Source organism: Streptococcus parasanguinis (genome assembly GCF_015556095.1).
In the GTDB taxonomy this organism is placed as follows: Bacteria; Bacillota; Bacilli; order Lactobacillales; family Streptococcaceae; genus Streptococcus; species Streptococcus parasanguinis_Q.
In genome coordinates this window covers 22,201-49,151 of the sequence record NZ_JADNLT010000007.1, presented here as the reverse complement: position 1 = coordinate 49,151, position 26,951 = coordinate 22,201, and the positions used below count along the sequence as shown (strand labels likewise).

Genomic DNA, 26,951 nt, shown 5'->3' with positions numbered 1-26,951 from the left:
GAGAAACATTATGAACGGAGCACATAAACAGTCGATTGAGGAACAAGAAAAAGCGAAATTCAGCTTTAGCGGTGCCACTCTTTACGGTATCAACGCCGTAATCGGATCTGGTATCTTCCTCCTTCCTCAAAAAATTTATTCTGGCCTCGGACCAGCTTCTCTAGCTGTCATGTTCGGGGTTGCCATTCTCGTCATGCTACTATCAGCCTGTCTGGCTGAAACAGCTGGCTACTTCGACAAAAACGGTGGAGCCATGCAATACTCAAAAGCCGCTTTCGGAGACTTCGTTGGCTTTAACGTTGGGATTCTCGGTTGGGCCGTTACTGTTATCGCTTGGGCTGCCATGTTAGCCGGATTTGCTAAGATCTTCATCATCACCTTCCCAGCATTTGAAGGCTACAACCTTCCGATCAGTATCGGTATGCTGATTCTCTTGAGTCTGATGAACATTGCCGGTCTGAAAACCTCTAAGATGTTTACTCTGACAGCTACTGTTGCAAAATTAATTCCAATTGTCCTCTTCTCACTCTTTGCCATCTTCTTCATTCCCGGTGGCGTGAGCAAGGGCAACTTCACACCTTTCCTTCAATTGGAAAGTGGAACAAACCTCTTCAGTTCTATTTCTAGTACAGCCGTCTACATCTTCTACGGTTTCATCGGATTTGAAACCATGTCTATCGTTGCAGGGGAAATGCGCAACCCTGAAAAGAACGTTCCCCGCGCTATTCTAGGTTCTATCAGTATTGTATCTGTTCTCTACATGTTGATCATCGCAGGAACAATCGCCATGCTTGGTGGTCGCATTATGCAAACTGGTGCACCAGTACAAGACGCATTTGTCGAAATGATTGGCCCTATCGGAGCTCCACTCGTTTCTTACGGAGCCCTCATTTCAATCGCCGGTCTAAACATCGGTGAATCCATCATGGTCCCTCGTTTTGGTGCCGCATTAGCAACTGAAAAACTCTTGCCAGAAGGGCTTGGAAAAACAAACTCTAAGAATGCCCCTGTCATTGCCATTATCATTTCTGGTATCTTCGCCTTCTTACTCTTGTTATCTGGCTCTTTCGAAACATTAGCAACCTTCAGTGTTGTCTTCCGTTTCTTCCAATACATTCCAACTGCTTTGGCAGCCATCAAACTCAGAAAAATGTACCCAGACAAAAAGGTTACCTTCCGAGTACCATTTGGTCCTGTTATCCCAGTTCTAGCTGTTGTGATCAGTATCTTGATGATTGCAGGGGACAACATGATGAACTTTGTTTGGGGTGCCATCGGTCTCGTGATCGCAAGTGGACTCTACTTTGTTTTCCACGGCGATAAACTACATAAATCGAAAACCCTTCCTCACTAATTTTCTTTACACACTAGATGGGAACAGAGACGGGAGTGAAGCTCGGTTTTGCTCCCTAACCCATCTAGGACTCCACGAATGTCAAACCTGAGCCCTTTTCTCTATGACTCCTTTCAATTTTTTTAGATCAATAGACAATGGGCCCATGTTTGGTATTCAAACCGAAGTAAACAACACTACTTCCACAGAACAACTATTCATAATCGGAGGTTTTATATGACTCAATTGATTCATTTAGATGGTAATAGCTTAACACTCGAAGAAGTCATCGCTGTCGCTCGGCACGGTGCCCAATGTGAGCTTGATGAACAAGCCAAAGAAGCCGTTATCGCATCCCGTAAAATCGTTGATGACATTGTCCGGGAAAAACGAGTCGTCTATGGTGTAACCACTGGCTTTGGTTCCCTCTGTAATGTCAGCATCTCTCCAGAAGATACTGTTCAACTGCAAGAAAACCTGATCCGAACTCACTCATCTGGCTTCGGTGATCCACTTCCTGAAGATGCTGTTCGTGCCATCATGCTGATCCGTATCAACTCACTCTTGAAAGGTTATTCTGGCATTCGTCTGTCAACCGTTGAAAAACTGTTAGAATTGCTCAACAAAGGAGTCACTCCTTATATCCCTGAAAAAGGCTCTCTCGGAGCTTCTGGAGACCTTGCTCCTCTTTCTCATATGGTTTTACCAATGTTGGGCCTTGGACGTGCCTACTACAAAGGAGAACTTCTCAGTGGTCAAGAAGCCTTAGATCGTGCTGGAATTGAAAAGATCCAATTAGCTGCCAAAGAAGGGCTTGCCTTGATCAATGGTACGACTGTCCTAACCGGTATCGGTGCTCTTGCGACTTATGATGGTATCCAATTGCTCAAACTCTCTGATATCGCTGGTGCTCTCTCAATGGAAGTTCACAATGGAATTACCAGTCCATTCGAAGAAGACCTTCATTCCATCCGCCCACAAAGTGGACAATTGGCAACTGCTCGCAACATCCGTAACCTTCTTGAAGGAAGTAAGAATACCACTGTTGCGACTCAACAACGGGTACAAGATCCTTATACACTTCGCTGTATCCCTCAAATACATGGAGCCAGCAAGGATTCTATTGCTTACGTAAAAGAAAAAGTTGAAATCGAAATCAACTCTGTCACAGATAACCCAATCATTACCAAAGAAGGACACGTCATCTCAGGAGGTAACTTCCACGGTGAACCAATGGCGCAACCATTTGACTTCTTAGGCATTGCCCTTTCTGAAATTGGGAACGTATCTGAACGTCGGGTGGAACGCTTGGTCAACAGCCAACTCAGTAAATTACCATCCTTCTTAGTCAAACACCCTGGACTCAACTCAGGCTTCATGATTACCCAGTATGCTTGTGCATCCCTTGCATCGGAAAATAAAATTTTGGCTCACCCTGCTAGTGTCGATTCTATTCCATCTTGTGAAAACCAAGAAGATTTCGTCAGCATGGGAACGACTGCCGCTCGTAAAGCAGCAGAAATTCTTAAAAACTCACGTCGCATCGTTGCTACTGAAATCATGGCAGCTTGCCAAGCCTTGGATCTCAAGCCAGAAAATCATGAACTTGGTAAAGGGACAAAACCAGCTTATGAGCTGATTCGTCAAAAACTGAACTTCATTGAATTTGACAAAGATATCGAAATCTTTGAAGAACTTAATAAAGCATCTGCTGTTGTCGAAAGCGAAGAATTCTTAGCAACCATCGAAAAAGCAGTTGACTTAAGCATTCAATACTGATACAGTAAGAATAAAGCAAAACAGAGGCTGGCGATCTTCTCAGCCTCTGCCTGCTTTCAGAAAAATAAGGGAGGCGACAAGCTTGCTCACAAACTACTATCCAATGACCTACAGCTACTACCAAGGTAGCATCGAGGACAATCCCTACACGGCCAAATGGGGAATGGTCACCAAATTTTTAGACCTAAACGACGAGACCCTCACTCCATTTGAGGGTATGACCTTTGGGATCATCGGCTTTAAGAGCGACAAAGGAGTCTATATCAATAATGGGCGTGTAGGAGCAGTCGAGGGTCCTACAGCCATCCGTTCTCAAATCGCTAAACTTCCATGGCACTGGGGAACCAATGTGACAGTGTATGATGTGGGAAATATTGACGGGCCTAACCATTCACTAGAAGAACTCCAAGAAAGTCTCTCACAAGCGATCCAGCGCATGTACCAACTAGGGATCCAACCCATTGTCCTAGGAGGCGGTCACGGAACTGCTTACGGCCACTATCTAGGGATTCAATCCAGTTTAGAAAAAGATGAACAACTGGCTGTGATCAATCTGGATGCCCACTTTGATTTGCGACCTTACGACCAAACCGGTCCCAACTCTGGAACAGGTTTTCGTCAAATGGCTGATCATGCGAAAGAAAAAGGTCAGGACTTCCCTTACCTCATCCTGGGGATCCAAGAGCACAATAATAACCTCTTCCTCTTTAATTACGTTGCTAAAACACCAAGCATTGATTTTTTAACTGGCCAAGATCTCTTCCAGATGAGCCACCAAGCCATTCTGGATCGAATCGATCAATTTTTAGAAAACCAAACCGCGATCTATCTGTCTATTGATATGGATTGCTTTGCGGTCGGCTCTGCTCCTGGTGTTAGCGCCATCCAATCGCTTGGTGTCGATCCTAAACTAGCCCTCCTGCTTCTCCAACACATTGCTGCTAGTGGTAAGCTAATCGGATTTGATGTCGTGGAAGTTTCTCCTCCTCATGATATTGACAACCATACTTCAAACCTTGCTGCGACCTTTATCTTTTACTTGACCCAAATATTGGCGCAACAAAAACTGAACTAAGAAGATTTCTACACACATAAAAAGCATAGAAACACCCATTACTAGGGTATTTCTATGCTTTTTCTTCGTTTTCAGGCACAATGATCTTTGCCTGAAAGGAGAACAGGCCACTTAGCCCTCTCTTATGATTTAGGCAAGAGCCACTACAGGTCTTTTAATTTCTTAAGAAACTGACGATCTCTGTATGGATTCAAGTGTTGCTCTGCCACCTTTTTGTAGTAATTTTTATCTTCTTTTAAGAAGGTGCTCAGGGCAGGAGCGAGCTCTATTCCTTTCTCCTTTTGATCAGATAAGTAAGCTAATAGATAATGAACCATCCCCTTATCCCGTGAATTGGCAGATTGTTTCATCGTCCTTTCTTTTCGAGCCAGATAAGCCGCAACCTTCTCCTGATCCCCTTGCTGGCAAGCAATTAAAGATTGGTAAAATTCGAGCAACTCTTCCTTCCAAGGGAAGCGAACACTGGACAAAATCTTCTGAGCTTTGTCAAAACAACGGCGAGCTTGGATCAAATCTCCCTTCCAATAATAGGCGATCCCAAGATCAATATCAAAGACGACACGGACGGAATCAACAGCCTGATCTCCCACCAAACGCAGAACCTCTTCTAAGTGGGTGACAGCTACTTGGAAATGGCCTCTCACTTGCTCGATTTCAGCGAGGTAGGCCAAAGAAGCCGCAATTTGAATGGCATACTTGGCCTGCATGCTATTGGTCAAACTAAAGCAATCAATGGAGCGATACAGATGCCGGGTCGCCTGCTCCTCATCCCCAACCATCAGGTGATACAAGCCCTTCAAACGCAACTGAATCGCGATGACCTCATGATTATTAGCTTGGATGGCATCTTCCAAAGCTAAATCTGTATAATAGGCCATCTCAGAGATATTTTCCGTTTGAATGCAATAATAAATGATTTGCCGATAACCCTCTAAGAGGAAGTCGGATTGCTTGAGTTCCCGCGCATAGGAGATGACTTTTTGGATATCATGAATCCCCTTTTGATACTCCCCACTTCGAATAAAATAGCGACCTTCTAGGTACAAGTAACGCAGTTGCAAATACTTGTATTCTCTATCTCTTTGGTGCCTTGAAAAGAGGTTATCTAATTCTTGGCGAATGCGGGATAGCTCTCCAAAAATGTCCAAATGACTATTTGTACCATCTGATAGGAACCCCTCATCTACCTTGGAATATATCGGAAACAGTTCATGCTCCAGCTGAAGAATTTCTTCTAAGTAGGTCAACTCAAACGATAAGGAACGCAAAAGATTTTGGGATTGCTTGTATTGGTAGGCAATTTCCTTATAAAGAAGAAGGTCCGTCGAATCTTCTAAAGTTTCTTCCAATTTTTGCGCAATTTGTTGGTGGAAGAGGCGCCGTCTAGCTGGCGAAAGAAGATGGTAAAAGTACATAGCTACCAATTGCTTGCAGAATTGAACCATGAGAGCCTCTCCTTCTTCTACGATTGAGACGATCGCTCTTTCAGATAAAGGCTCGATTAATTCTGTCAAAACAGGAAGCTCTGTAGCCGTCAATTCCGCCAAGATAGACAGAGAAATTGGCTTATGAAAACACGATAGGTAGTGTAGAAGAGCCTCTTCCTCGCTGCTCATATCCCCAAGTTCCTGAGAAAGATAAGCTTGAATGATATCAGGCAAGGGTTCTAAATTTTCATTTTCTTTCCACTCTTCGATATAGCTGGACAGCAAGAACGGACTGCCTTCACTCCATTCGACCATCTGCTCCATCACTGCCGGCTCTATTGCCCCCAGTTCCCCTTTCAAGAGAGCACGACTTTCACTTGGGGCAAAATTGGTCAACTCTAGTTGAGACAGCCTTTTCTCTACCTTCAAGCTCCCCAAGAAGTTGACGAAGGAAGCTGGCAGAGGCTCTTCAGCTGTAAAAATTAGTTGCCATTTCTCCTGGTTTCTTCGCTCCTCTAGTTGTTTCACTTTTTCTAGAGACACTGCATCGAACCACTGGGCGTTTTCAAGCAGGATCAGGAGCGGTTTTTCTTTGCTAAGGCTCTGAAGCTGATTCCATACCGAAATGAGATCATCCTCCTCTTCCAGAAGGGAAATTCCCATCTCATCCCCCATTTTCTCTAGCGCTTGTCTGAGATCATTCCAGGCGCTTCCTTCATAGCGCTGACTGGTAGCTTTTCCTTCCACCTTGATAAAGTTAAAACTGCGATTGGACATCAAGACCAACTGTCGCAAGAGACGTTTCTTACCTGTTCCAGATTGCCCCATCACCAGAAACGGTCCTACCGCTTCACCTGTCTCGACTAAGGAGAGGTATTCCTCGAGTTGCGAGAGTTCTTGTTTCCGACCAAAGAAAGAAAGTTCACGAATATTCAAGCGATTGGTCAGTTTATGAGTTCGTTTGGCTTCCAAAACGGAGTGATAAAGTTCCTCAATCGCTCGACTGGGACGCACACTGAGCTCGCGATCCAATAAATCGACTAGCTTATAATAAGTTTCAAAAAATTTTCCTAGCTGATGATGGAAGCTATAATACTCCATCAAGAGCTGGTAGTTTTTCTCTTCAAATTCATCCAGCTCTACCAAATGATGGAGCAAGAGTTCTATACTAGGATCTGCAAAACCGACCTGCTCAATTTTTTGATAGCAACTTTCGACATAGAGCTTCCTATAAGCATCTCGTTTGCGAGAAGCCCACTGATCAAAGTCTTCATCATCCTTGACATAGAAGCCCTCTAGAAAGTCTCCCTGATAGAGATCCAAGGCACTTAGTGGATCTCTTTCAAAGAGCTGAACATCCAGCGAAAGATTCAAGTCAGGATTAAGGGCCAAACTGCTCCGACTTGGCGAGACAATGATATCTCCTTCAAAGATTTTATTGGCTTGATAAACCGTATTTCGTAAGTTTTTGCGAGCTACTTGGTTTTCCTTATCTCCCCAAAGAATACCGGCGATTTCATCTCGGTTGACCTGGCCCATGACTGCCAAGTAATAAAGCAAGGCCTCCATCTTCGAGAAAGAAAACCGAATATCTTTCTGATTGAAAACAACCTTAGGGGGTCCAAATAACTTTAACGTGAGATCTTTCTTCATTGCAAGCGCCTCCAAAAACTTCATATTAATACTATAAAAAAAAAGTTGGCTTTTAGCAAGTAATTTATCCAAATAAAAAGAGACTGAGAACGATTCTTTCTCAATCTCTACACTTCCTACTAAAAGTGTTGATTAATTCACTTCAAAATTCGGTTGATGAGCAAATAAAGCCTTTGTTGCTTGGTAGACGTGGTAAGCGACATCTTCATTGTTCATGGTGTAAAGATGGACCCCTGCCACATCTTGAGTAACCAAATCAACGATTTGATCGACTGCATAAGCAAGTCCTGCTGCTCTGAGTGACTCAGGATCATGCTCATACTTGTCCAGAATGGCTTTAAACTTCCGTGGGATATGAACATTTTCACAAGTCTTAAGGAGACGAAGGGCCTGATTACGATTGAGAATCGGCATCACTCCTGCATGAATAGGAACATCGATCCCAGCCAAGGTACACTTATCTTGAAAATCATAGAAACGCTCATTGTCAAAGAAAAGTTGAGTGACCAAGCTAGAGCACCCTGCATCTACCTTCTTTTTAAGATTTTGAATATCTGAAATTTGGTTTGGAGAATCTGGGTGTCCCTCAGGATAGCAAGCACCAATCACCTCAAAATGAGGAGCTTCTGTTTTAATAAATTCAATCAGATCCGTTGCATAACGAAAGTCTTTTAAAGGTTCCACACCAGGGATAATATCCCCACGCAGAGCCAAAATCCGATGAACCCCTACTTCATCTAACTCATGAAGAGTATCGGCCACTTTTTCCTTGCTCAAATAAACGGCTGGTAAGTGAGCAATTGTCGGAATAGACAATTCATTTTGAATATAATTGGCTAAAGCAACCGTCGTCTCTTTGATATTGTATTTATTATTGCTAGCGGTCACACTAATGAAGTGAGGGGCTAGCTCCTGCATATTTGCCAAGGCACGTAAGAGCTTGGCATTGCCTACTTCAGGATTTGGAGGAAAAACTTCAAATGACAGAGACGGTGTGTGTTGTGACATATTCTATCCTTTTCTTTTGTTTCGTTGATCAAGAACTCTGAGCCACTATTTCTAGGATAAGGGAACGATTCGAAAACCCTCTACACGATGATAGAAGGTCCTCGAAACAGTTCTTACAAGTGTTCACGCGCTTCTTTAGCAGCATTAACCAGTTTGATCAAGCTTTCTTTTGTTTCTTTAATTCCACGAGTCTTCAAACCACAGTCAGGGTTGATCCAAACTTTGCCACTTGGTACTTTTGCCAAGATTGCTTCAATAGTGTGATCAATTTCACCGTCTTGTGGGACACGTGGTGAGTGGATATCGTAAACCCCAGGTCCAACTTCTGTTTGGAAGTTTTTCGCTTTCAACTCATCCAAGATTTCAAGGTTTGAACGGCTAGCCTCAAATGAGATAACGTCCGCATCCAAGTTGTCGATAGCTGGGATAATATCTGTAAATTCTGAGTAACACATGTGAGTGTGGATTTGTGTGTCTGGTGCGACAGTTGAGTGTACCAAACGGAAGGCTGGAATCGCCCAGTCAAGGTAGTCTTCATACCAGTCACTACGACGGAGTGGCAATTTTTCACGAAGAGCAGCCTCGTCGATTTGGATGATCTTCACGCCTGCAGCTTCAAGGTCAAGAACTTCATCCTTGATGGCAAGAGCGATTTGAAGAGTAGAATCCTTGATAGAGATATCTTCACGTGGGAATGACCAGTTAAGGATGGTAACAGGTCCAGTCAACATCCCTTTAACCGGTTTGTCTGTACGGCTTTGTGCGTAGCTAGACCATTTCACAGTGATTGGGTTAAGACGAGTCACATCACCCCAGATGATTGGTGGTTTCACCCCGCGCATACCGTATGATTGTACCCAACCGTTTTTAGAGAAGAGGTAACCAGACAAGTTTTGACCGAAGTACTCAACCATGTCGTTCCGCTCAAATTCACCGTGTACAAGTACGTCAAATCCAACTTCTTCTTGCCATTTGATCCATTCGTCGATCGTTTCAGCAAGGAAGGCATCGTATTCTTCTTGTGTCAATTCACCCTTACGGAAGGCCAAACGTTTAGCACGAACTTCTTTCGTTTGAGGGAATGAACCAATGGTAGTTGTTGGAAGAGCTGGAAGTTTGAAGGATTCTTTTTGGATTTCTTCGCGTTCTGCGAAAGCTGGCAAACGAGTGTAGTCTGCTTCTGTCAACGCTGCGATACGAGCATGAAGTTCAGCATTTGCTCCGACACGTTCGGTTGCGAAGAGTTCTTTGTTGGCAGCAAGAGCTTCTGCACCTTGACCATTGCGGATGGCATCCAAGTCACGCAATTCACCCAATTTTTCAACCGCAAAGGCGAAGTGGTCCAAAATAGCTGGTTCAAATTCTTCATTAGCAGTTGTAAATGGCACATGAAGAAGGGAGCAAGAAGTAGTCAAGACAACCTTTTCAGCTGGAACTTGATCCAAGATTTCTAAGCTCTTTTCATAGTTGTTGCGCCAGATGTTTTTCCCATTCACAATACCAGCATAAAGGGTCTTATCAGCTGGGAAGCCACCTTTCACCAATTCAAGTGTTTTCTTTCCTTCAACAAAGTCAAGACCAATACCATCTACTGGCAAGTTTACAAGGTCATTGTAGACATCACGAACATCACCAAAGTAGGTTTGAATCAAGACCTCAAGGCCTTTCTTGTCCGCCAAGAGTTTGTTGTAGAGGTTCAAGAAGAGGGCTTTTTCTTCAGCTGACAAATCTTTGACAAGAGCTGGCTCATCGAGTTGGATACGAGTCGCACCAAGCTCTGCCAATTTTGCAAAGACTTCTTGGTAAGCAGCAGCCAGGCTGTCGACGAAGTCTTCTGCTTTCACTCCATCTTCAAAGTCAGATAATTGAAGGAATGTGAAGGGTCCAACGACTACTGGACGAGTGTTAAGGCCCAAGTCTTTAGCTTCTTGGTACTCATCAAAAATCTTGTGACCAGCCAATTTCACTTCTGTTGTTTTTTCAAATTTAGGAACAATGTAATGGTAGTTCGTATTGAACCATTTTTTCATCGGAAGGGCACGCACATCCCCTTTTTCACCTTGGTAACCACGCGCCAAAGCAAAGTATTGTTCAAGGTCTGTCAAATCCAAGTTTTGAACAGATGCAGGCACGACGTTGAAAAGAAAGGCTGCATCAAGGAAATTGTCGTAATGTGAGAAGTCATTTGAAGGAATCTCTGAGATGCCTTGCTCTTTGACAATGTTCCAGTGTTTAGCACGCAAGTCTTTGGCAGCTGCCAAGAGCTCGTCTGCTGAGATTTCTTTTCTAAAGTATTTTTCAGTTGTAAATTTTAATTCACGGAATTCACCCAAACGTGGGAAACCGATAATTGTAGTTGACATGTTGTGTCCTCCAAAAATTCTAATTGACACTATCATATCAGAAGATAGCCGTCTTGTATAATTGCTTTTACACGAATTTTGATATAGCCAAAAACTATAACACGGATTTAATGGGCCTTGAGACCAGAGATTAAAAGCAAAAACTAGGACTTCTTATAAAGATTTCCTATAGCCCAAGCGTCCCTGAACCATTTCTGAGCGGATTTTGAGCGGATTCTGCTAGAAGAACAGCCCCTAAAAACTAAAGAAGGCCTTCTCTACTGAGAAAGACCTGCTTCTACGAGGAAGTAATTTCCTCTATTTTTCTTACTTTTATTAGGCTAGTTTGACACAGAAGGCATCCCAAGGGGCTAACTTGCCTGATTCGAGGACTTGTTCTACCTTGGTATTGGCAATGAGAACCTCTTCAACTCCATTGACAAGTGGTAAGTCTTGCTCTTGACTTGAGAGATTGACAACGACGAGGTAGGCTTGCACTCCTTCTACCCGCTTGTAAGCAAAAACCTTGTCTGTTGCGTCCACCAATTCATAATCAGCGGTCACAAGCCAAGGGTACTCTTTTCTCAAAGCAATGAGGGCTTGGTAGGTATAGAAAATAGAGTCTGGATCTGCTAGGGCAGCCTCTACATTGATCTCTTTGTAGTTTGGGTTGACAGCAAGCCATGGTTGACCTGTCGTAAAGCCAGCTTCTGCTTCATCATTCCACTGCATCGGTGTCCGCGCATTGTCCCGACCAATATGGCGGATCTGATCCATGATCACTTCGAGTGGCACTCCTTTTTCCAAGGCTTCATGGGCATAGTTGATTGACTCGATATCTTCTACATCCTCGAGGGTCTTAAATGGATAATTGGTCATCCCGATTTCTTCCCCTTGATAGATATACGGAGTCCCCTTCATCAAGTGTAGCAGAATTGCTAAAGCCTTGGCAGATTTGACACGGTAGTCGCCATCATCCCCCCAAGTTGACACAATCCGTGGGAGATCGTGGTTGTTCCAAAAGAGGGAATTCCAGCCTTCGTCTTTTCCTAATTCCGTCTGCCACTTGGTGAAAATTTCTTTCAATTTTGGCACATCCAATTCTTTAGAGTAGTGCCATTTTGGTTGACCCGGTTGGTATTGAAGACCAATGTGTTCAAATTGGAAGACCATGGACAATTCTTGATTTTTTGGATTGGAATATTGCTTAGCAATCTCTGGAGTCGCCCCCCAAGTTTCTCCCACGGTGAGCAGATCCTTATCGCCAAAGGTAGCTTGATTCATTTCCTTCAAATAAGGATGGAGCATGGGACCATTGCTGATGATTTCCTGATCTGGGATCTTACCGATCATATCGATGACATCCATACGGAAGCCACCAATTCCCTTGTCAATCCAGAAATTCATCATGTCATAGATCTGATGACGAAGCTCCTCGTTTTCCCAGTTGAGGTCTGGTTGCTTCTTACTGAAGTTATGCAGGTAGTATTGGCCTGATGCTTCATCAAATTCCCAAGCAGAGCCACTAAAAGCAGAAATAATGCCATTGGGCTCATCCCGCCAAATATAGAAATCCCGCTTTGGACTGTCTGGATTTTCACGTGCTTCGATAAACCAAGCATGCTCATCAGAGGTATGGTTGACTACCAAGTCCATAATGATTTTGATCTTGCGTTTATGGCCTTCTGCGATCAATTCTTCCATATCTTCCATGCTACCAAAGATGGAGGCAATATCCTCGTAATCCGAGATGTCATAGCCGTTATCATCCATGGGACTCTTGTAGACTGGTGAGAGCCAGATCGCTGTAATCCCTAATTTTTCCAAGTAGTCTAGCTTGCTCGTGATCCCCTTGAGATCCCCGATGCCATCGCCATTACTATCCTTGAAACTCTTTGGATAAACTTGGTAAATTACGGCATTATGCCACCATTTTTGTTCCATTTTTTCTTCTCCTTTATGATTGTGAAATCACTTTCATCATACAAAAATAGGGGTAAAATTGCAAGAATTTACAAGTCTTCATTCTCTTCACTGGAATAAATCACTTCAAAGAGACGTTGACGCAAACCTTCCTCTAAAGGCGTAATGATCTTCATCAACTGTTTCCAATCCTTGGCTGTTGAACAAGCCGCAAATAATTCATTCTTCCTATCGTAGGCCAGGTTGGCAGATTTCAAGAACTCAAACATCCGATCTTCTTTTGCAGTAGGACGCGATTGCAGCTCACCCATCGCAATCTCCTGACTGTGATTGTCCACTAAGATAGGGGCTGTCTCAAAGGTATGGAGGAAGAACCGGTGCTGTCTCTTTTCAGGAAGCAGCGTTCGATCACCTGTTAAATCCAACCTAATCTTTCTTTCATCCCAATTGACAGTTAGGCGGGTTTCAACCCTGTTATCTCCTTCTCCTTCAAGGAGCACGAAGGAACGATTGTCACCTGGGAAAAGATGCCAGTCCAGCATTTCTGGGAGCTCTACCCCTGTCTGCGGGTGTGCATCCATAGGGATGACGGCTCCTGCACGCGCAAAGACCGGAATATCCTGGCTAGCTCTAAAGACTGTAAGCTTGCCTTTTCCTTCGTACTTCCAATCATGGAAGAAATCATACCAAACTCCGTCTGGGAACCAAACACTCACAGAAGCACTATGATAGACAGGATCCAGAGCCTCTGAAATTGGGGCCACCATGAGTTCACTACCAAAGAAATATTGATTTTTACCCTCATAAGCATCTTCTTCGTTTGGATAGTGGTAATAGAGGGGCTGAACCAAAGGCAGTCCTTGTTCATGCGTCGCCACATTCATGGTGTAAAGATAAGGTAGTAAGCTGTGACGCAGGCGTAAATATCGCTTCATCCAGCGACAGGTCTCAGACGAGTAAAACCACGGTTCCTTGCTGTTAAAAGCATTACAAGAACTATGGAGACGATTGATCGGGCTAAAGACCCCAAATTGCAACCAGCGAAGAGCCAAGTCTTCATCATAGTAACCCCGCATATGGCCACCAATATCGTGACTCCACCACGTATAACCGATATTTGAAGCTGTGCTGGTAAAATAGGGTTGAAAGGCTAGGGATTCCCAAGTCACAATGGTATCCCCTGAAAAACCGATCGGATACCGGTGGCTGCCAGGACCTCCATAACGCGATAAAATAAGACCAGCTTGACCTGTACGACAATTGTCTAGATAATGATAATGATTTAACAACCAAAGGGGATCCATCTTGCCATGACTTCCCTGTTGCCAATCAATCCACCAAAAGTCGACTCCTTGATCTTCCAAGGGATGATGGACATCTTCGAAATAAGCTTCGCGAAAGGCTGGACTGTAAAAGTCAAAGCTAGCCGCTTCTTCTTTTTCCGCATCTAATCCCAAGCGTTTTGCGACCATGGGGTAAGCATGCTCGAAGGCACGAATTCCATCTGCCGGATGGACATTTAAGGTCACCTTTAAACCACGCTCATGAAGACCATGTAAGAAGGCAGCTGGATCAGGAATCAAGTCCCGGTTCCAACTATAGCCCGTCCAACCACTTCCAAAGCGAGCAGGAATCGCTGTCTTGTGCCAGTCCATATCGATCACACTGACAGCCAAAGGCACCCCTTCAGCCTTGAAACGATCCATTAAATCTGTGTACTCCTGACTGGTATAAGGCCAATACCGACTCCACCAGTTTCCCAGAGCATAACGTGGCAAGAGAGGGGGTTGTCCCGTCAGATGGTAAAAATCTTTCAAGGCCCCTAGATAATCGCGCCCATAACCGAAGAAATACAGATCCACTTCTGGACATGGCCGTGCTCTAAATCCGCTTTCGACATCATACAAGTAGGAGCTGGAATCGTCTAAAAGAGCATAACCGGCCTTGCTCAAGATCCCATCTTCCAACTCCATAGCTCCATCGACCTCGTCAAGCGTCCGACTGGTCCCTTTCAAGGTCTCAGGCTGATCACCATAGTGCCACCGGCTACCATAGACTGCATACTGACCCTTGAGCTCGATAAAAAGCCGATCCGGTGTAAAAGGTCCCTTTTCAAAATGAAGGTGGAGATGCTCCGTATGCAGATCGAGGACCTCTTCTGTCTCTACGACCTCACAGGCAACAGGTCCAAAATCACGATTTTGCACAACTTGCGTCTGACCATCTTCAAAAACACCACCCTCTGAATATTCCAAGCGCACCAAAGATTCCGTTAATACGGAGATTCGGTAGTTCTCTCCCTGTATCACTGATCCTGCCATTTGTCTTTCCTCCTCTTTTTATGGAGCATCTGACTGCCCGCTTTTTATCTGCTTCACCTCACCGTGTAAGCGTTTACGATTTTACTATAGCACTCAAAAAAAGGCCTGTCAACACCTGACAGAACCTTTCCTAAAATATTATAAGATCAACTTCCCCAATGGATCAAGAGATACATGAGACTCGATCCAAACATATCTGCCAAGACATGCACGAGGAAAAATGGCAAGAGATTCTTGACGACCTTGAGGACGGACGTTAGGTGAAATTATCCAGTGGATGATTTCAGCAATTCAGGAAGTTCCATGACTAAATTAAGATACAGAGGGCATCTGCGGAGTAAAAATTAAAAATCATATTTCTGCAGAATCATTTCACCTATTTTAGTTAAAAAATAGGTTATCAACATTCTGAGGCTGGGACAAAAGTCCTAGCCTCTTAATTGTTTTTGTACTGTTGAGCAAGACGCAGTGGTTGAGTGGGCTCTACTACGCTGATTTCATCAGCTTTTACAGCCCTACTCAACTGTGCGGAGGTGGGACGACGAAATCGAATTCTAACGAATTACCGATTTCTGTCCCACTCTCTCTCAGTTTGTTTCCTCTAAGAGGTCTTGGATTCTATCCAGATACTGGTTGTCTGTCACCGCCATCACGCGCACCCCTTCTGGCCAGATAAAGTCGGGACCAATCTGACTTCGCAAAGGCTGGTCTTCCGCATCTCGATAGCCAATAATATTGAGTTGAAATTGGTCTCTGATTTCCAAGTCTCGGATGCTTTTTCCTACCCAGCTAGCTGGAACCGTAAACTCGACCACCACCACTGCTTCATCCAACTGGAAAACTTCAATCCCATGTTGGAAGAGGATCATCTTAGCTAGAGACATGCCCGCTTCTACCTCTGGTAGGATGACCAAATCAGCCCCAATCCTCTCAAGGACTTCCTTGGTCACTTCATTTTTAACCTTGGCAATGACGTGCTCGACTCCAAGGGCCTTACAGTGCATGACCGCCAGCACACTGGACTCCAGGTTTTCACCCGTCGCGATCACGACTGTGTCACAGGTACCGATATCAGCCGCATCCAAGAGGTCCATTTCTGTAATGTCTCCAACAATTCCAGTCGTAATCATGGATTCATATTGGTTGATCACATCTGCGTGATCGTCAATTGCAATAATATCCACATCCTGATCCTGTAAGGTTTTCAGGACACTCTGTCCAAAAATTCCCAATCCTAAAATTCCAATGGTTCGATTCGCCATGAGTTTCTCCTATCCGATAATGATGTCTGCCTTGGCATACTGCAAGGTATCTGCTTTCTTGGCTTGGTAATTGTTCAAACTGACCATAAGGGTCAAAGGACCAATCCGTCCGATAAACATGAGGACCATAATAATGGCTAGTCCCGCCCCATTTAAGGTCGAGGTCACATTGGCTGTCACGCCTACTGTCGCTAGAGCGGATACCACCTCAAAGACCAAATAAATAAAGCGTTGGCCATCCGGCGTCACCAAACAGATTCCTAATAGACCCACTAAGAAGGTCAACTGGAAAATCACCGCCGTCCCAAAGGAACGTTGAACAATGTCTGGTGAAATGGTACGTTTTCCTAAATTGGTATGTGGTAGCCCCAATAGTTCCTTCCGAGCCAGGAGCAAGAGGACCAGGAAGGTGGTGATCTTCATGCCCCCTGCTGTCCCACCCGGTGCTCCACCTAAAAACATCTGCAAGAGATAGACGAAGAGCGTCACTGGCCGGACTGCTGTATAATCTAAGGATGCAAAACCAGCTGTCCGCATACTGACAGTTTGGAAGAAGCTGACCAAGATCTTCTCTCCTAATGGAAGGGACCCAATCGTTGCTGGATTATTAAACTCGGTCAAGAGACTGGTTACTGTCCCAAAGAGAAGGATCGCAGCTGTTAACCAGAGAACCACCTTGGTATGGAAGCGAAGAGTCCGCCGTCCTGATTGATTACGGGCCTTGGTAGCCAGGTCAAACCAGACCATGAAGCCCAAGCCCCCAGTAATAATAAGGGCAGACAAGGTCAGATTGACCAACCAATCGGTCTGGAAGCTCATCATACTATCGCCTCCAAAATTATCAAAGCCCGCATTACAAAAGGCCGAGACCGCAACAAAGATGGAGTTAAAGATCCCATGCCCCCAGCCAAAGCGAGGGATAAAGCGGGTCATGAGGAGCAAGGCCCCCACCCCTTCGATGGTAAAGGTGGTAATGAAGATGGAGCGGACAAAACGGGCTAAGCTCTGGTTATTGCTAAAGCTAAAGCTGTCCCGGATGGTCTGTCGGTCCTTGTAGCTGAGCTTTTGACGACCTTCCATAAAGAAGAGACCGATAAAGGTCAAGATCCCTAGGCCTCCGATCTGGATCAAGAGCATACAGATCAATTGCCCCCAACCATTATAGGTCGAAGCCACCGACTGGGTAAAGAGCCCCGTCACACAGACCATGGAGACCGCTGTAAAGAGGTGGTCGATATAGCCTGCTTTTGAGCTCGCTTGCTGGACAAAAGGCAGACTCAATAAGAGCGAGCCCACCAGGATAACCAAGGCAAAGCTGAGAAAGATTCGCCTTGCCGGAGACAGGCTTTTAATTTTGGCCTGCCATTGTTTAAAAAATAATTTGACTAACATAGCTTCATTGTATCATAAAAAGTGAAAAGACCTACAAGTGATGAACCATCTCTAGGCACAATTCTAGGGCCTTCTCAAAAGCTTCAGCCCCCCAGTCACGCTGGTCATAATTTTCTAGGTCTGCAAGAGAATCTGCGGTAAATAGGAGCAAGCCCCAAACTGCATCACGAAGCTGGGCGACTGCTGCAAGTGAGGCACACTCCATCTCCACAACACGACACCCTTCTTCAATGCGATAGGCCACCTTGTCAGGTGTTTCTCTATAAAAACCGTCCGTCGACCAGGTCATGACCTCTTGATAAGGAATATCTTTTCCTTTCAAGACAGTTTCAATGGCGGTCAGTGCACGACTGTCCACTTCGATATAACGAGAAGGCGCTACATAATGGTAACTGGCTCCCTCATCTCGCAAGGCCTTGGTCGGGATCAAAAAGGCATTTTCTTCTATGTCCACCAAGACGCCACAGCTTCCTGAGGAAATGATTTTCCTCACCCCATAGCCAATCAACCAATCCATGAATTGGGCTGCTGGTGCAGATCCAACTGGCGCTTGGGCCAAGCAGAGTTTCTCCCCTTGGTGCTCCAGAACATAGACTGGATAAGCCTTGGTAGCTGAGACAAAGGTAGCCACTTGCTCAGCTCCAACAGCTTTGGCAAAGCGATCAATTTCATCCTCTAAAAAAGCATAAACGCATTTTTCAGGCAGGTGCAGGTCTAACCCCTCATGAGTCGGCATCAGGACTGCCTGTGGGTTGTCGTCAAACTCTAAAATAGGAATTTCATGTTTATGGATCATCCCTTCTCCTTTTTAATGGGTATTTCTTTGATGACACGGGCTGGGTTTCCTGCAAGGACCACATTGTCACCAAAAGACTTGGTCACGACTGCCCCAGCGCCAGCGACCACATTATCACCCAGCGTGACACCAGGAAGGATGGTGACCCCTCCTCCTGCCCAGAAATTGTCCCCTATCGTAATCGGAGCTCCGTACTCAAGACCCGAGTTGCGCTCATCTGGATCCAGCGGGTGTAAGGGGGTCAAAAATTGGCAATTGGGACCAATCATGGCATTCTTTCCGATCGTAATGGGACAAATATCCAACATGGTCAAATTGTAATTGGCATAGAAATTTTCTCCTATATGGATGTTGCCCCCATAATCCACAAGAACCTGGCGATTGAGATAGAGGTTTTCACCGGTTGATCCAAACCACTCTTTGATGATGGATGCCCCCTTTTTAGGATCCACCTCTTGGTTAAAGGCCTCTTGTTTCTCCCGAGAGGCTTTTGCCAAAGCCCGTAATTCAGGGTCCGCAGGTCTATAATAGTCACCCGCAATCATTTTTTCATATTCACTGGCCATAAGGAAACCTCCACGTTATTTTGACATATTATAGCAGAATTTCCCCTTTAAAACAAACGTCAGAATAAGGCTTTACAAGGAAAAAGATCATAAATGCTTAAAAATAATTAAAAACACTTGCATTAACTTAATAAATGATGTAGAATATAGGCAAGAACAGAAACAAGGAGCGAGCTCATGTATCAGGAACAACGACTCGAAAAAATATTAGAACTCTTAGAAGAGCGAAAACAGCTATCGGCTAAAGAAATGGTCGACTATTTCAAGGTCTCAAAAGATACCATCCGTCGAGACTTCGCTCTCCTTAGTCAGCGCCAGCTGGTCCGCAGGACCCATGGTGGACTCCTCCCCTTAAACAAAGAACCCGGCCCTTCTTACCTAGACCGTAGTCAGAAAGCCAACAAGGAAAAGACTGCTATGGCTCAAAAGGCCCTGCAATTGATCCAAGATGGCCAAGTGATCTTTCTCGACGTTTCTACCTCGATGACCCTGCTTGCTGGCTTGCTTAATAAGGAAGTCACAGTCTATTCGCATTCCCTTGACAATACCATCCAGCTCAGTAGCCATTCCCAGGTTGACTTTCATCTTTTAGGAGGAAAATTCTACCCTAAAAACCGCTTCTACTATGACGCGAATCAAGCACAAATACTGGACAATCTTCGCTTTGATCTCGCTTTTTTTGGAGCGAGTAGCTTAGCCAATGGCGAAGTCACCTTTGAGGATGCTGAAGACGTTGCAGTCAAGTCTCTCGTTTTTGAGCGGACTCGTACCAAGGTGCTGGTGGCAGAAAGTACCAAGTTCCACCAACATGCCAACTACTATCTCGCTCGTCTCCAACAATTTGACTATTGGATTACTGATCAAAAACCAAGCCCTGACATCCTTAAACAAGTCGGCAACGAAACCACTATTCTCTATTAGGAGGTAATCTTTATGTCTCACATTCGTCTCATCATCAGCGATATCGATGGCACCATCTTAAATGACCACCATCAGATTGACCCAGAGTTGGCAGCATTGATCCCAGATTTAAAGCGTGAAGAGATCCCTTTCGTGCTAGCCTCTGCTCGCTCCCCCAAAGGAATGGCACCCATTGCCAAAGAACTCGGTATAGAAGACTGCCCCATGGCCTGCTACAACGGGGCCTTGATTCAAAAAGGCGAGCAGGTTCTGTTTGAGCATCCCTTAGACAAGAATGAAGCTCGTCAGTTTATCGACTGGGCCAACCAACACTTCCCTCAAGTTTCGATCAACCTCTATAGCGGAAAAGACTGGATGACCGATCATCTCGACCAATGGAGCCGAGAGGAAGCCCGGATTACAGGGGAAAAACCTCTTATTCTTCCCCTATTGGATCCTTTGCTGGATATGACAAAGCCCCTCCACAAATTGCTCTTAATTGGAGATGCAGAAGAGATCCAAGCCCTCTATCGTGCTATTTCTGCCGATGACTTCCCTTCTACCGCCTTTTATCTCTCCAAAGCCAACTACCTAGAAGTTACTGCTAAGCACGTCTCTAAAGAGGATGCTCTGGTTGAACTCGCCAACCACTACCACTTGAGCTTAGAAGAAGTCCTCACCATGGGGGACAACTTCAATGACCTTCCTATGCTCAAAAAAGCAGGCATCGGTGTCGCTATGGGCAACGCTCCTCAAGAGGTGAAAGACGAAGCAGCAGTCGTGACAAAGGACAATAATGAAAACGGGGCTGGGCAAGCGGTTGAAACCTATGTGTTGATCTAGTCATCCGTTTAAAAAGGACGTCGAGTATAATACCCGACGTCCTTTTTGACGAATGTATAGCACTAAAACTACATCATTTTCATATAAATGCTATCCCAACAATGTCTGCAGAATTGGAACCACAATCACAAATAAGACTGTGCTGAGAGTGACCACATTCGTTGAAAACTCAACATCGCCTTTACCTTGATTGGCAAGGATAGGAAGAACTGCCAAGGCTGGTGTTGCTGATTGAATCATAAAGGTTCTAAATTCTGGTGCCACCATATTTGGAGAGAAGAACTTCAGAACCAAGAGCATGATGACCGGTGCAAGAATAAAACGACCAACCAGTGTGATAATGGTATCTTTATCAAAGCGAATCGTCTTAAGTCCTGCCTTAGCTAGGACGATACCGATATAGACAAGAGATAAGGGCGTTGTTAAACTACCAATATAAGTTAAGGTACTTTCCGCAAAACTTGGAACAGGAATACGTAACACCAAAAAGACGAGGGCTACGAGAAAACCTAATAAAGGAGCTGGGAAAAGCTTCTTCCAATTAAATTTTTGAGCCTGTTTTGAAGCCCCTTCTTTACTATCAGAAGTCATCAGATAGACACCTAATGTCCAAGTAGATACTGTATTTGTAATATAATAAACCAAGAAGTAAGGAAGGGCTTGATTTCCAAACAAAGCGATATTTAAAGGCAAACCAATAAATATGGTATTGGCATTAACAAAGGTATTAATCATGGTTCCTCGGCGTCCTGGGCGCACTTTAAAAACTTTCACTGCGATAAAGGCCGCTAGGTAACCAAGAATGAAGGCGATAAACGTATAGAGCAAACCGCCAGACAAGCTAATCAATTTATCTAAAGTTAAATATTTAAGAACAGAGGTAAAAATTGCAACAGGCATGGCCACGTTCATAATCAGTTTAGATAAGTCATTTCCGAAGCTCTCTTGAAACCAACCACGGACTTGCAAGAAATAACCAAGAATGATGATGACGATAATGGGCACAATACTCTGAATTGAAGTTAAAAAGATTTCCATAGTCTCCCTTTCTATCTAACAGGATATACAAGAAAAGGTGTACGAGGCATCCAGTCGCACTCGTACACCCCATTCCCATTTACTTATTTATATTCTGGGTACCATTTTAAATTACGAACTGCTTTAGCCATATCTGTTTCTTGAGCACGCGCAAGACCTTGTTCTTGCGCTTTTTTAGCAACTGCTTCTGCTACTTTGATAGACACATCAGCTACATACTTGAATGGAGGTAAGACTGGTGCTCCTGGTTCGCCTGGATTGACAATACCACTCAATGAATGTGCGGCAGCTCCAATCATTTCATCCGTCAACAGACTCGCTTCAGAAGCCAGCATACCAAGTCCAAGACCTGGATAAATCAGTGCGTTATTCGCTTGACCAATCACGTAGTCCACACCTTTATAGGAAACTGTACCAGCTGGAATTCCTGTTGCAACAAATGCTTTTCCGTCTGACCATTCGATCAAATCTTTGGCACTTGCTTCAGCTAGTTTGGTTGGATTTGACAATGGGAAAATGATAGGACGTTCAGTGTTTTCACACATAGCTTCTACAATTTCTTTTGTGAAAGTATTTGGCTGAGTTGAAGTTCCCACAAGAATCGTTGGCTTAACCGTCTTCACTACTTCAAGAAGGTCCGTCAACTGATCTGCATTTGCAAAATCAGAACGTTTCTTAGCAAATGGCTTTTGTTGCGGCGTTAAGTCATCCATATCATCAAAAAGGAGACCTTGTTTGTCCACCATAAAGAAGCGTTTATAGGCTTCTTCTTCAGGCAAGCCTTCACTGACCATTTCGCGAAGGACACGAGAGGCGATTCCTGCACCAGCAGTTCCACCACCATAGCAGAGATAAACTTGATCCGTTAATTTTTCTCCTGTAATATCCAATGAACCAAAGATCCCTCCAAGAGTTACAATACCAGTTCCTTGGATATCATCGTTAAATGTTGGGATTTGTTTTCGATATTTTTCAAGGATGTTGGCAGCGTTTAAGCGACCGAAATCTTCCCAGTGAAGGTAGAGTTTAGGGAAAAGACGTTCTGCAGTTTGGACAAATTGATCGATAAAATCATAGTAACGATCACCACGTACACGTTCGTGACGATTTCCCAAGTAATTAGGGTTGTTACGCAATTCTTCACGGTTGGTACCTGCATCAATGACCAAAGGAAGTACCATTGAAGGATCGATTCCTGCAGCTCCAGTATAGACCATCAGTTTCCCAACAGAAATATCGACACCATTTGTTCCCCAGTCTCCAATACCAAGAATACCTTCTGCATCTGTCACAACAATAAGACGAATTTCACGGTCCCCTGCTGCATTTTTCAAAGTTGCTTCGATATTTTCAGGATGATTAATATCAAGATATGCGGCATATTGTGGATCTACAAAGAGGTCGCTATAACCCTCAATGGTATCAGCAATGGTTGGGTCATAGACAATGGGATTAAACTCTTCCAAATGTTGAGCAAATAGGTAGTAAAAAAGAGTACGATTTGTATTAAAAATTTCCATTAGGAACAAACGTTTTTCCAAATCGTTAACCTTCGTTTGCATTTGCGCATAAGTTTGCGCTGCTTGTTCTTCAATGGTTTGAACGTAAGGTGGCAGGAGTCCAATGAGACCTAGTTGCTGACGTTCCTCCAAGGTAAAGGCAGTTCCTTTATTGAGGAAAGGGTTGTTTAAAATATCATGTGCAGTCATCATGTGACCTCCTTATTTAGTTTATTCAATTATAACACTTATTTTCTTTAAATGACACTTTGTTATGTATATGATACAATATGAATGAATCAGGCAATGAAAGTTCAGGCGATACAACCGAAAATGATGCGATTTCAAAAGATAACAAAATAATAGGTTTATCCATCACTTCCTAGATAGTCATGGTCATCTCTTAAAAAAGCCTGTTCCTTTCCACCTTTTAGAAGGTTATTCTCATCAAAAGATCCACTGTTTTCAGGTATTCTTTTTTCTTCTTATGATGATCAATCCCTATAAAAGCCATAGATAATAAATCTAAAATATGTTTGTTATAAGATACTTTGTTTTGTTTAAGGTGTTATTTTTGTCATTTAAAACTTGTATTCTGGTTACATGAAAACAAAACATTATTTACAACGGTATATAGCGCAAAAGGTCAAATATTTGCGAAAAAAAGAAAACATGAGTCAAGAGGAGCTATCGGAACGGGCAGATCTTGGATTAAAATACATCAATCAATTGGAAAATCAAAATGTGAATCTGACCATTCACAGTCTTGAAAAAGTTATTTCTGCTCTTGAGTTAACGCCTGAAGAATTCTTCAATTTTGATTCACTCGAAGCGTCTTCAGATCCTAATGACAGCCTTTCACTTAAGAGAGTCAACATGAAAATTAAGCAACTTCCAGTTGGAAAAAGGGAAAAGATCCTGACGATTTTCGAAAATCTTCTAGATAACCTCTAATTGTCCTCTGACTCACCTCAGATTGTAACAAACAAAAAATCATATAGTCAAATTAGCTATCACGGATAATTTTTGCTTATCCATGTCTGTCTATTTAGAAAAGGGAGCCCAATGAATCTTAAGGACTTTTATTATTTTCTTGATCTTAGTCAACAGCAATCCTTTACTGGGGTTGCCCAAAAACACGGGATCAGTCAACCATCCGTTTCCTATGCGATTAAACGACTAGAAAAGGAATTTCACTGTCCATTAATCGCGCACGATCCTTCTCATCGTACTTTCAAATTGACGCCCCAAGGAGAAATCTTGCTACGACATATTCAAAAGGTCTTACCTGAGATTCAAGGGGCCAAAAAAGAGATCCTCCGGAGTCTCTCTCAATTCAATACGGTTGGTTTCCCACCAATCATCATTGACTATCTTGTCCGAAAACAACCCGCCTTTATCAGTAATGTTGCAGCTCTTCAAAGTATCCATCCTGTTCAAGAAGGATCTGTTGAACTTTTAGAAATGCTTTCCAAAGGAGAACTAGATGCTAGTTTTTTAGGGAGTTTAGAACCGATTAAAGATCATCGCTTCCAGGTAAGAGAAATGGCCAAACGAGATCTCTTCTATATCCTTCATCACAACCATCCACTAGCCTCAAAAAAAGTATTACAGTTTTCAGACGTCATCGATGAAGATTTTATCATTCCAGATGAGCACTTTGTTCATTTAAAAGCCTTTGAACAGTTGAATGAGCGCTATCACCATGAGGCTACGCCCTTCTTTCAGACGGATGATATTCAGCTTCTAAAACAACTCCTTCGTAAACAAGTGGGGATCAGTTTACTAGCAGATCTTGCACTAACAGATGGTGAAGAAGAACTGATCGCGATTCCGATGGCAGAAAATGAACGGATCAGCTTTTACGTTTCATTAGTTGAACCAAGAGAAAGTAATCTCAAACCAGAGGTCATCCAATTCTTTGAAAAATTACTAAACTAGTCGTAGTCTTTGTTCTTAGTGCTAATGCAGAAACATAAAAAAAGTGACTAGCTAGTATTTTTTACGACTAAAAAATATAGTAGAAATGCCGATAAAATAAGGATTCCTGGAAATTTGTGGGAATCCTATTTTCTTTCGCATATTTTGTATAATTAAATTATTTTGTGTATATTTTTCTTATTCGGATTTTTATTAATAACTAGAGATATAAAAAGCTCGTAAACCCTTGATTATTATACCGTTGACAAGTTTTTCAAAAACCTGTATGATAGAAAAAAGTTTATTAAAAAGGGGACGTATTTTGAAAAAATATACTATTTCACGTAAACAAACTTTAACTTTAGCATCCGTTGTTTTAGGAACTGTCTTCACAGGAACGACTATTGCTTCAGCTGATGACGTTGCACCTAGCACAACCCAAGCTGCTCCTGCAGCTACTACAGCCGCAAAATCACCTATCACGGCTGCAACAGAAGAAATCAACGCCAAAGCCAATACACCAGTTGTTCCTGCTGATAAAGCAAAAACTGGGGATATCATCGCTGTGGACGTCAAAAAAACTGGCCCATCTGCTAAAACAGACGGTGCAGACACCACCACTACTTCAACAGCAACCATCAAAACGACTAGCTTAGCAGATCCAAACACACCTGTTGGCACTTCAAAACCGGTCTCATCTACTAAGACAGCTACATCAACCAAGGAAACAGCGGACTACACTGAGACAACAACTGAAACAGTTAATAAAACAACTGTAGTCGAAGTGACAAAAGAAGCAGATGTCATCAATAAAAAAGAAGTCCAAGGAACATCAGACATCGTCTTTGTCATTGATAAATCGTTCTCAATGGACGACCATATTAATAATACGATGAAAAATGTTGAGACCTTCGTTCGCAATCTTTCTGCTAAAAATATTCAAGCCCGTTTAGGATTGGTTGAATATGAACGATCAGACCGTACAAAATACCATGATTTTAATGGATCAAAATTCACAACAGATCCAGAAAGTTTCATTTCTGCTCTGAAAACCATCAAAACTTTTGGTGCTGATGAAAATGCTACTGTTCCATTGCACCACATCGCTACTTCAGCGGACTACAACTGGGGGACTGGGGCAAACAACCATCGCTTTGCTTTCTTGATTACAGACGAGGACATTGATCTTACAAAAGATACACCAACGAAAGAAGCGACTCTGAAGGCCCTTCAAGATGCAGGTATCTCTTTGACCGTAGTTGGTAAAACATATAAATCTATTAAAACAGACTTTGATCCATTGGTCAATGGAACAAATGGTCTTTACCTAAATATTAACAAAAACTTTGCTGACTTGTTGAACGTTCAATTTGCCAATAAAGTCGTTGAAACCGTCCAAAAAGGTCGTATCTTCAAAGTCCAAACAGACAAGTATGAGTTGATTTCAAAGACCCACCGTGTGGCGAAAGCAAAACCACAAACTCCTAGCATCCAAACGCCTGCAACACCGACTCCTACTCCTCAAAAACCAGCTGTTGTAACCCCTGCGAAACCGACCGTATTCACACCTGCTAAAAACGAGCCTGCCAAAACAGCAGTCTATATCGCACCTGCAGCTCTTCCTCAAAAAGAAGCAAGTCTTCCAAATACAGGAAGCAAGACCTCAACTGCTTTGACAACTCTTGGCCTTGGTCTTCTTAGCATGAGTGCTGCCTTCGGCCTCTCTCGTAAAACAAAGAAAGACTAACATGAAAAAGCCTAATCATCTGATTAGGCCTTTTTAGCTCTGTACGAATGATTCCTGTTTGCCATTTTCATCAGGAATGTTAAAATCTTCAACTTCAACCAAGGATTCTTGTCCTCCGCTATGATAT

General features: G+C 43.5%; 19 protein-coding genes and 1 pseudogene. 8 read left to right on the top strand and 12 right to left on the bottom strand.

Annotated elements, in window-relative coordinates:
• Positions 1-10 precede the first annotated feature (10 nt).
• From I2E70_RS08075 to hutG, 3 genes are all read left to right on the top strand, one after another.
• Complete coding sequence (locus I2E70_RS08075; protein ID WP_031576513.1) at positions 11-1,354, top strand: APC family permease; 1,344 nt, start codon at positions 11-13, stop codon at positions 1,352-1,354.
• Between the two features lie 216 nt (positions 1,355-1,570).
• Complete coding sequence (gene hutH / locus I2E70_RS08070; protein ID WP_031576511.1) at positions 1,571-3,112, top strand: histidine ammonia-lyase; 1,542 nt, start codon at positions 1,571-1,573, stop codon at positions 3,110-3,112.
• 82 nt (positions 3,113-3,194) lie between these two features.
• Positions 3,195-4,187 (top strand): formimidoylglutamase, encoded by a 993-nt coding sequence (hutG, locus tag I2E70_RS08065; RefSeq protein WP_024054987.1) that lies wholly within the window; start codon positions 3,195-3,197, stop codon positions 4,185-4,187.
• Positions 4,188-4,330: 143 nt separating this feature from the next.
• Here the strand turns inward: hutG and I2E70_RS08060 are convergent, their stop codons facing one another.
• The 10 genes and pseudogenes from I2E70_RS08060 to I2E70_RS08020 form a co-directional block, all read right to left on the bottom strand.
• The gene (locus I2E70_RS08060) at positions 4,331-7,267 is read right to left on the bottom strand and encodes an AAA family ATPase (protein WP_195424380.1); all 2,937 of its coding nucleotides are present in this window, start codon (positions 7,265-7,267) and stop codon (positions 4,331-4,333) included.
• A gap of 132 nt (positions 7,268-7,399) precedes the next feature.
• Entirely contained in the window at positions 7,400-8,275 is an 876-nt protein-coding gene (gene metF / locus I2E70_RS08055; RefSeq protein WP_195424378.1) for a methylenetetrahydrofolate reductase [NAD(P)H], read from the bottom strand.
• 113 nt (positions 8,276-8,388) lie between these two features.
• Complete coding sequence (gene metE, locus I2E70_RS08050) at positions 8,389-10,638, bottom strand: 5-methyltetrahydropteroyltriglutamate--homocysteine S-methyltransferase (protein ID WP_049515978.1); 2,250 nt, start codon at positions 10,636-10,638, stop codon at positions 8,389-8,391.
• Between the two features lie 315 nt (positions 10,639-10,953).
• A complete protein-coding gene (locus tag I2E70_RS08045) occupies positions 10,954-12,561 on the bottom strand; it encodes an alpha-glucosidase (protein ID WP_195424376.1) in 1,608 nt (535 codons plus the stop codon).
• A gap of 68 nt (positions 12,562-12,629) precedes the next feature.
• The gene (locus I2E70_RS08040) at positions 12,630-14,861 is read right to left on the bottom strand and encodes a glycoside hydrolase family 31 protein (RefSeq protein WP_195424373.1); all 2,232 of its coding nucleotides are present in this window, start codon (positions 14,859-14,861) and stop codon (positions 12,630-12,632) included.
• A 146-nt stretch (positions 14,862-15,007) separates the two neighbouring features.
• Positions 15,008-15,103: pseudogene (locus tag I2E70_RS10585) on the bottom strand (CPBP family intramembrane glutamate endopeptidase); the annotation flags it as partial.
• 345 nt (positions 15,104-15,448) lie between these two features.
• The gene (locus tag I2E70_RS08035) at positions 15,449-16,123 is read right to left on the bottom strand and encodes a potassium channel family protein (protein ID WP_009731618.1); all 675 of its coding nucleotides are present in this window, start codon (positions 16,121-16,123) and stop codon (positions 15,449-15,451) included.
• A gap of 9 nt (positions 16,124-16,132) precedes the next feature.
• Positions 16,133-17,515 carry a TrkH family potassium uptake protein gene (locus I2E70_RS08030; protein WP_195424370.1) on the bottom strand — a complete coding sequence of 461 codons (1,383 nt, stop codon included), beginning with the start codon at positions 17,513-17,515 and terminating at the stop codon, positions 16,133-16,135.
• Between the two features lie 31 nt (positions 17,516-17,546).
• Positions 17,547-18,311, bottom strand: a complete 765-nt coding sequence (locus tag I2E70_RS08025; protein WP_195424367.1) for a nucleoside phosphorylase — start codon at positions 18,309-18,311, stop codon at positions 17,547-17,549.
• Positions 18,308-18,877, bottom strand: coding sequence for a sugar O-acetyltransferase (locus I2E70_RS08020; protein WP_049474101.1), 570 nt, complete (start codon positions 18,875-18,877; stop codon positions 18,308-18,310). The genes I2E70_RS08025 and I2E70_RS08020 overlap by 4 nt, the downstream gene beginning before the upstream one ends.
• Positions 18,878-19,054: 177 nt before the next feature.
• On the opposite strand from I2E70_RS08020, the gene I2E70_RS08015 reads away from it, so the two are divergent.
• Together I2E70_RS08015 and I2E70_RS08010 are read left to right on the top strand one after the other, a co-directional pair.
• A complete protein-coding gene (locus tag I2E70_RS08015) occupies positions 19,055-19,798 on the top strand; it encodes a DeoR/GlpR family DNA-binding transcription regulator (protein ID WP_070466517.1) in 744 nt (247 codons plus the stop codon).
• A gap of 12 nt (positions 19,799-19,810) precedes the next feature.
• Positions 19,811-20,620, top strand: a complete 810-nt coding sequence (locus I2E70_RS08010) for a Cof-type HAD-IIB family hydrolase (RefSeq protein ID WP_125826582.1) — start codon at positions 19,811-19,813, stop codon at positions 20,618-20,620.
• Positions 20,621-20,710: 90 nt separating this feature from the next.
• On the opposite strand, the gene I2E70_RS08005 is transcribed toward I2E70_RS08010, so the two are convergent.
• The gene (locus tag I2E70_RS08005; RefSeq protein WP_023919058.1) at positions 20,711-21,658 is read right to left on the bottom strand and encodes an AEC family transporter; all 948 of its coding nucleotides are present in this window, start codon (positions 21,656-21,658) and stop codon (positions 20,711-20,713) included.
• 83 nt (positions 21,659-21,741) lie between these two features.
• Positions 21,742-23,367 carry a malolactic enzyme gene (locus I2E70_RS08000; protein WP_195424408.1) on the bottom strand — a complete coding sequence of 542 codons (1,626 nt, stop codon included), beginning with the start codon at positions 23,365-23,367 and terminating at the stop codon, positions 21,742-21,744.
• A 393-nt stretch (positions 23,368-23,760) separates the two neighbouring features.
• Here I2E70_RS08000 and I2E70_RS07995 point away from each other — a divergent pair, with 393 nt between their 5' ends.
• From I2E70_RS07995 to I2E70_RS07985, 3 genes are all read left to right on the top strand, one after another.
• A complete protein-coding gene (locus I2E70_RS07995; protein ID WP_195424364.1) occupies positions 23,761-24,111 on the top strand; it encodes a helix-turn-helix domain-containing protein in 351 nt (116 codons plus the stop codon).
• Positions 24,112-24,222: 111 nt separating this feature from the next.
• Positions 24,223-25,098, top strand: coding sequence for a LysR family transcriptional regulator (locus I2E70_RS07990; RefSeq protein ID WP_049522532.1), 876 nt, complete (start codon positions 24,223-24,225; stop codon positions 25,096-25,098).
• A 301-nt stretch (positions 25,099-25,399) separates the two neighbouring features.
• A complete protein-coding gene (locus tag I2E70_RS07985) occupies positions 25,400-26,824 on the top strand; it encodes a vWA domain-containing protein (RefSeq protein WP_229060289.1) in 1,425 nt (474 codons plus the stop codon).
• The last annotated feature ends 127 nt before the right edge of the window (positions 26,825-26,951 follow it).